The following is a 6,439-nucleotide window of genomic DNA, read 5'->3' as shown; positions in this document are numbered from 1 at the left end:
AGCGAGGCTGCGAAAGCGGTGGTTCAGGCGACGAGGATTTCGCCTGTGCCGCCGCCATCGCAGCCTCGCCGGGACTCGACAGCTCCCACATTTTGGCGGTGTTGTTGTCGGGAGTTGTGCTTGGCGCGATGGCCCTGCCAACTGGGTTGAACCCTGCACCGCCGAACCCCTGTGGGAGCTGTCGAGCTTTAGCGAGGCTGCGAAAGCGGTGGTTCAGGCGACGAGGATTTCGCCTGTGCCGCCGCCATCGCAGTCTCGCCGGGGCTCGACAGCTCCCACAGTTGGAATGTGTGCCTTTCGAGAGTTGTGCCTGCCCCTGTCAGAACTTCGTCTGTAGACCCACCCTGAGGGTTCGGCCCGGTGCCGGCATAAAGCTTTGCGCCAGCGGGTCCAGGTAGTAGCGGTCGGTGAGGTTTTGCAGCGAGACATTCAGTTGGGTGTGGTCCTGCAATTTGTAGTTGAGGAACAAGTCCACCAGCGTCACTTCGCGATAGACCAATTGTGGCGTGGTGGCGCCTGCCTGCCGGGGTTTATCGGCGGTCACCGTGGGGCCGGAGGTGTAGGTGATGCGCGTGCCGACCGTCAGCGACTGGTCGAAAAAGCGCACGCCGGTGGTCAGGTTGGCGGCAAAGCGTGGCGGGTTCTGGGTGTTGGTGTAGGAGCCCATGAAACTGCCGGGCGTGCAGTTGGGCGTCTGGCTGGTGTCGCGATAGCGGTTGCTGCTGGCACGCAGGCGAGCGGCGAACGCCGAGTCGCAGGTTTGGGTCTTGAGGTAGTAGGTGGATGACAGGTCGGCAAACACACGGCCGGCATCGTAATGGGACTGCAACTCCAGGCCGCTGGTCTTGAAGCTGTCGGTGTTGCTGAATTGCATCTGGCCCATCAGGCCGGGGCTGGGGTCGTAGTAACGGGTGATGTAGTTTTTGATCGTGTTGTTGAAGTACGCCAGTTTGATCGCCGCCTCATCGTCAGCCACAAACAGGCCTTTTTGGAGGGTGCTGGCGCCGATTTCCCAGTTGCTCGAACGCTCGGGCTTCAAGCCTTTGCCGGGTAGGGTTTGTAATACGCCCTGGCTGGTCTCGAACAGCGACGGCATCCGCAGGCCCTGGGTGTAAGAGGCGTAGACGAAGGTGTCGGGCGCCACCTCCAGATTGATGCCGAAGGCCGGCGCAAATGCACCGCCGCTGTTGCGGTTTTTTCCGGAGTAGTCATAACCGCTGACCACTTCGCCCACCTGGGGCTCATACGCCGTGGTATCCGTGGCCCCGAAATCGTTATAGCGCGGGCCCTCAAATGGGTAGTTGGTGTTACTGAAAACGATGCCGTTGTTCTGGCGCGGGTCGGTAGCGTCGGTGTAGTCCCCGTTCATGTCGGGGAACCAGAGCATGTTGCCGTAGGCCCCGGCGTTCGTGGCTGACACGTAGCGCAACGGGCGCTCTTCCCGGCGCGCCGTTGAAAGCGGCACATGGTCTTGTGTGCGGTAATAGGTATAGCGGCCACCGCCCCATAGTGTCAGGCGGTCCACGGGTTGGTATTCGAGCTTGCCGTTGAGGTTGAATTCCTGGCGTGAACCATCGCGCAAACTGCGGTTGGCGTTGATGTCGTGCTGGGTGGTGACCACGCCTTTTTGCGGGCGCAGCTCTTCGACCTGGAAGCCACCGCCCAAGTCCAGCTTGAGGTCACCATAGTCGCTGGTGAACCGTGAGGTATTGGCCAGGTCACCGCCGATGCGACGGTTGGCCTGACGGCTCCAGTTGCGGTCCGAACGGTAGGCTTGAGAAGCGGGCGCGAGCACTGAAGTCAGTTGGCTGGTTTGCGCATCGGTCATCCACAGGCTGGTGGTAAGGTCCACCAGCGGGTTGTTGGTGGGCAGGTAATGGTAGCGCGCGGTATAGGTGTCGATCCGGGTATGGCCCAGCGGGTACTGGTAGATGCCGCCGGTGCCGAACCGAAAAATATCCGACGGCATGATCTCGCCGATGTGCCCGTTGTAGCGCTGGTAACCGAGGTCGAAGGTGTGCTCGTCGGTGGGGCGGATCGTAGTCTTGAGCAACCAGGATTCAGTCTCGGCCGACGAATTGAGTACTTCTTCGCCGGCGTTATAAGTGCTGGCCACCGTGCTTTCTTCGTCGCCATAGCGGTCGTAGGTACGGTAGCGATCCTGGCCCTTTTTGCCGGCAAAATAGTTGCCTTGATTGCGGTGAGCGTAGGCTGCGACCACATCGAACAGGTCATGGGTGTAGGCAAACGCGGCGCTGCCGGATTCGGCTTGGGAGCCGAACAACCCGCCACGGTTTCGGTGCGGTTCGGCGTACAGGCTGCCCTCGGATGAGTGACCGTCGCGGTAGGCGGGCGCAACGCCGTTGTTCCACGCCTCGCCCTTGAGGCGCAGGCCGATGTTTTGCCCATCGCGCAGAATGTCTTCAATCCCCAGGGTGCGCATTTTAACCGTGCCGCCGATGGCGCTGGAGTCAACGCTGGGGCCCTTGTCGATGGTCACGTCGCTGATCAAATCCGGGTCGATGTAACTGCGCTGTTGGGTGCCGGCATAGCCGCGATACACATCCAGCGCTTGCTGCGCGCCATCCACCGTAACCGCCACGCGGCTCTGGCCCTGGATGCCGCGGATGTTCACATCCAAACCGCCGCCGTTGCGGCTGTCGCCCACCTGCACGCCGGGCTGGCCTTTGAGCAGGTCGCCGGCGGAGATCACGCCGAAGCGTTGCATGTCCTCACCGGAGATATACACGGAGGAACGCGGCGCCGAATACACCTGCTGTTTCTGCGGGTCTTCGCCGGTGACTTTCTGCGTGGGCAGCGCAAGCGCCGTGCCGCCCGGGTACAGCTCGTAGCTGCCATCGGCCAGGCGCTGATAACTCAAGCGCGTGCCTTCCAGCAGCCGTGTCAACGCGGCTTCGGTGGTGAAGTCGCCGGTCAGGCCCTGGCTGCTCTTGCCGGCAGTCAGCGTGGCGCGCCCCGCCATGCTGATGCCCGCCTGTACGCCGAAGCGCGAGAGCACCTGGTCCAGCGTACCGGCGTCGATGTGGAAGTGCTGGCGCTCATCGGCTGCCAACACCGCCGCGCCGTACAGCGGTTGCAAGCCAAGAAACAGCAGGCCGAGCGTGCGGCTGCGCAGAACATGGAGGGGGGAGGTCATGCAGGGCTCCTGAGGGTGAAGGCCCACCTGTTTCGATGGGTTGTTCCCATAGGCCAAGCGACGTGGAAAAAACTGCGCTGTATTACGAAAATATTTTCAGGCCGGCACCACGGTCACCCAATAACGCGTGCGCCGCTCAATGCGCACCGGCAGCGCCTTGGCCAGCAGGGCCAGGGCGGCGTCGGTGTCGTCGAGCTGGAAACTGCCGGTGACGCGCAAGCCTGCAACGGCTTCGCCACAGCGCAGAATCCCTGGGCGATAGCGCGAGAGTTCGGCCAGCAGCGTGTCCAGGCGCATGCGTTCGGCGGGCAGCAAACCCCGCAGCCAGGCCTGGGCGAGGAACCCATCGACAGGAGCCGGCGCGGCGATACCCTGGCTATTGACCTGGGTACGCCAGCCCGCGTCCAGCCGCAGGGGCAGTTGGTGGCCTCGCGCATGCACCTGCACCAAACCGCGCAGGACCGTCACCTGGGTACCCCGGCGGTCGTGGCGCACCAGCAGATGAGCGCCCGGGCTATGCAGCGTCGCGTCGGGTGTCAGCAGTTGCAGCGCCCGCGATTCGACGGGCGCGTCCAGGGCCATCTCGCCTTCGACCAACTGCACGCTGCGCTGTGCGGCGTTGAAGTCCAGGTTGACCGCGCTGGCGGTGTTCAGCCACAACGAACCGCCGTCGGCCAACCGCCATTCGCGCCGCTCGCCGGTGCCAGTGCTATAAGTGGCCAACGCCGAACGCACCACGGTGGACTGCGCACCCTGCCACGACAGCCCGCCGAGCAGGCCGACGGAGAGCAGTGCCTTGAGCACCTGGCGGCGCTGTTGTGGATCATTGCCGGCAGCTTCCAGCGCCCGTCGCGTGGTGGCATCCGCCAACAGCGTCGCTCCCGGTTGCAACGACAACGGCAAACTGCTGACGCGCTGCCAGGCGTATTCATGTTCGGTATTGGCTTGGCGCCATTGCTGCAAAGCCAAACAATCGGCAGCGTTCATCAGCCCGGATTGGCTTTTGACTAGCCAGTTGATGGCGCTGTCGCGGACCTGCGGATCAACCGGCAGGCTCATTCAAAACGACTCGCGTAACACACGCTGAACGCCTTGCCCATGGCCCGCTGCACCTGAGCCACGCTGAGGTTCAGCTGCGCGGCGATTTGCGGGTAGGTCAAGCCGTCGAGCTGGGACAAGAAGAAAATCCGCCGCACCGGCATCGACAGCCCCACCAGCAATGAGTCGAGTTGCAGCAGGGTCTCGATGGTCAGCAGTCGCTCCTCCGGCGAGGGCTCCAACGCTTCGGGCCGAGCGGCCAGTGCCTCCAGGTAAGCGCGTTCAATCGCCTGGCGCCGCCAGCGATTGATCAGCAAATCATTGGCAATCTTGGCCAGAAACGCCATGGGCTGGCGCAGCTCGCCCACCTCCTGGCGCGAACACAACACGCGCACGAAGGTGTCGTGGGCCAGGTCCTCGGCATCGGCACGGTGCCCCAGACGTCGATGCAACCAGCCCCGCAACCAGGTGCGGTGGCGGGTATACAACTGCTCGACCGGCGAGGCGGTGCTGTCGTTGAACATGTGAGATTCGCTTGGCTTAAATGATAGCTCTTCTCATCTTATGGGTTTTGGTTAAGGGTTGTACAGCGCTAAGCAGCGTACGCCTGCGCTCAAATCCACTGATCGTTGACTGCCGTCCGCTCTCCGCCTTCGTGTCCGGTGTTCAAGATACCCCTTGGCTCGATCATCATCAGCCTGGCTTCTCCTTCGGCGGCGGTCCTGTGCTCAATGCCACGCGGCACCACATACAACTCACCCGGCTTCACATACACCGGGCCACCCGGCAGGTCGATACGCAGCGTGCCTTCAAGCACCAGGAAGGCCTCATCGGTTTCCGGGTGTGAGTGCCAAATGAACTCGCCCTCGATGCGTACGACCTTGAACTGGTAGTCGTTCATTTCGGCAACCACTCTTGGGCTCCATTGCTGATCGATGAGCGAGGCTTTGTGCGCGAGGTTTACAGGCTGGGTGGGGTGCTGTAGTTGAGTCATGCTGGATCCTCTTTTTGGGAGGAGCCAGAGTATCCGGGCGAACGATCAGCGGGCTTGTACGATCCTGCAAGGGGTTCACCTAAAACGTCAGTGCCGTGCCAACCGTACGCGCCAGTCGCCACCGTGCTGGCGTTGGCAGTCTTCTTCACAGTCAAAATGTACACAGCGATTGATAGGCACGGGCGGAATATCGGCTTCGTGCAACGCAGCCGCAGCCAGCTCACGCATGCGTTGATCGGCGCCGGTTGCGAGAGCCCGGTCCTTGTTTGCGCGGGTGTCGAATACCCAGGTTACACGCAGGCTTTGGGGGAAGGCCGTGTAATCGACGGTGTGGGTCAGCCAGTCGAAACCGATGATTTCGCCCTTGGCGGTCTCGCAGGCCTCAGTCAGGCTGGCGACCAGGCGGCGCTCAATGCGTGCGTTGTCGCGTTTGGATGAAGGCATCAGTGGCCCCTCAGGGTACGGCGGGTTTTTAGCGCTGCTGGAAGGCTACTTTCAACCCAAGGCCCATAAACAACGTGCCGATGATTTTCCCTTCCCAGCGGCGCAGCCGGGAAAGCCCCTTGATGCCTCGGCTCAAGGGGCGAATTGCGATGGCCAGCAGGCTGGTGTAGACCGCGCTGAGCCCCGAGAAGATCAAGCCCAGTACCGCGAACTGCACCAGCGACGAGCCCGATTCCGGGTGGACGAATTGCGGCAGGAACGCCAGGAAGAATATCGCCGTCTTCGGGTTCAGCACCTCGGCACCCACCGCCTGGAAAAACGCCTGTCGCGGCGAGACCGCAGGCAGCTCAAGCCGCCCGGAGGTGCCTGACTTGGCCATGAACGCGCGCACGCCCAGGTAGATCAGGTAAGCGGCACCGGCCCACTTCACGGCGTTGAACGCAGTCGCTGAGGTCATCAGAATCGCCGACAGACCCAGTGCGGCGCACAGCGTATGCACCAGATCACCGCATGCCACACCCAGCCCGGTGGCAACGCCGACCTTGCGGCCACCTTGCACGGTACGAGTGATCACCAGCAGCACGGAAGGGCCGGGAATCAGGAATAGGCCGATCACCACGGCGACATAGGTGATGAGCGAGGCGAGTTCGAACATGGGGGCTGTCTCGGTGCAGGCGTGGCCTACAGTAATCCTTATCTGAAGGACGAATGCAACGGCGCCCCAGGTGTGTGCCATGACGATGCGACTGTGGCGCGACCCAGCACCAGCGGCGAGGGAGCTTGCTCCCGTGACTGCCTGGAGGCCG

Annotated in this window: 6 protein-coding genes; all 6 read right to left on the bottom strand. The window is 62.6% G+C overall.

Going from position 1 to position 6,439, the window contains the following annotated elements; translation table 11 throughout:
* Positions 1 to 319: 319 nt before the first annotated feature.
* On the bottom strand, positions 320 to 3,157 hold the full coding sequence (locus E4P00_RS24610) for a TonB-dependent receptor (RefSeq protein WP_248133222.1): 2,838 nt from the start codon (positions 3,155 to 3,157) through the stop codon (positions 320 to 322).
* Between the two features lie 96 nt (positions 3,158 to 3,253).
* Entirely contained in the window at positions 3,254 to 4,216 is a 963-nt protein-coding gene (locus E4P00_RS24605) for a FecR domain-containing protein (RefSeq protein WP_248133221.1), read from the bottom strand.
* Positions 4,213 to 4,719, bottom strand: a complete 507-nt coding sequence (locus E4P00_RS24600) for a sigma-70 family RNA polymerase sigma factor (protein WP_060767271.1) — start codon at positions 4,717 to 4,719, stop codon at positions 4,213 to 4,215. The genes E4P00_RS24605 and E4P00_RS24600 overlap by 4 nt, the downstream gene beginning before the upstream one ends.
* An 89-nt stretch (positions 4,720 to 4,808) precedes the next feature.
* Positions 4,809 to 5,189 carry a cupin domain-containing protein gene (locus E4P00_RS24595; RefSeq protein ID WP_248128860.1) on the bottom strand — a complete coding sequence of 127 codons (381 nt, stop codon included), beginning with the start codon at positions 5,187 to 5,189 and terminating at the stop codon, positions 4,809 to 4,811.
* 87 nt (positions 5,190 to 5,276) lie between these two features.
* On the bottom strand, positions 5,277 to 5,633 hold the full coding sequence (locus E4P00_RS24590; RefSeq protein WP_248133220.1) for a hypothetical protein: 357 nt from the start codon (positions 5,631 to 5,633) through the stop codon (positions 5,277 to 5,279).
* A 28-nt stretch (positions 5,634 to 5,661) separates the two neighbouring features.
* Positions 5,662 to 6,288, bottom strand: coding sequence for a LysE family translocator (locus E4P00_RS24585; protein WP_103733754.1), 627 nt, complete (start codon positions 6,286 to 6,288; stop codon positions 5,662 to 5,664).
* Positions 6,289 to 6,439 lie beyond the last annotated feature (151 nt).

The organism is Pseudomonas sp. B329, assembly GCF_023127835.1.
GTDB lineage: Bacteria > Pseudomonadota > Gammaproteobacteria > Pseudomonadales > Pseudomonadaceae > Aquipseudomonas > Aquipseudomonas synxantha_A.
The sequence above is the reverse complement of the archived record's forward strand: the minus strand, read 5'-3'. Positions and strand labels throughout refer to the sequence as shown.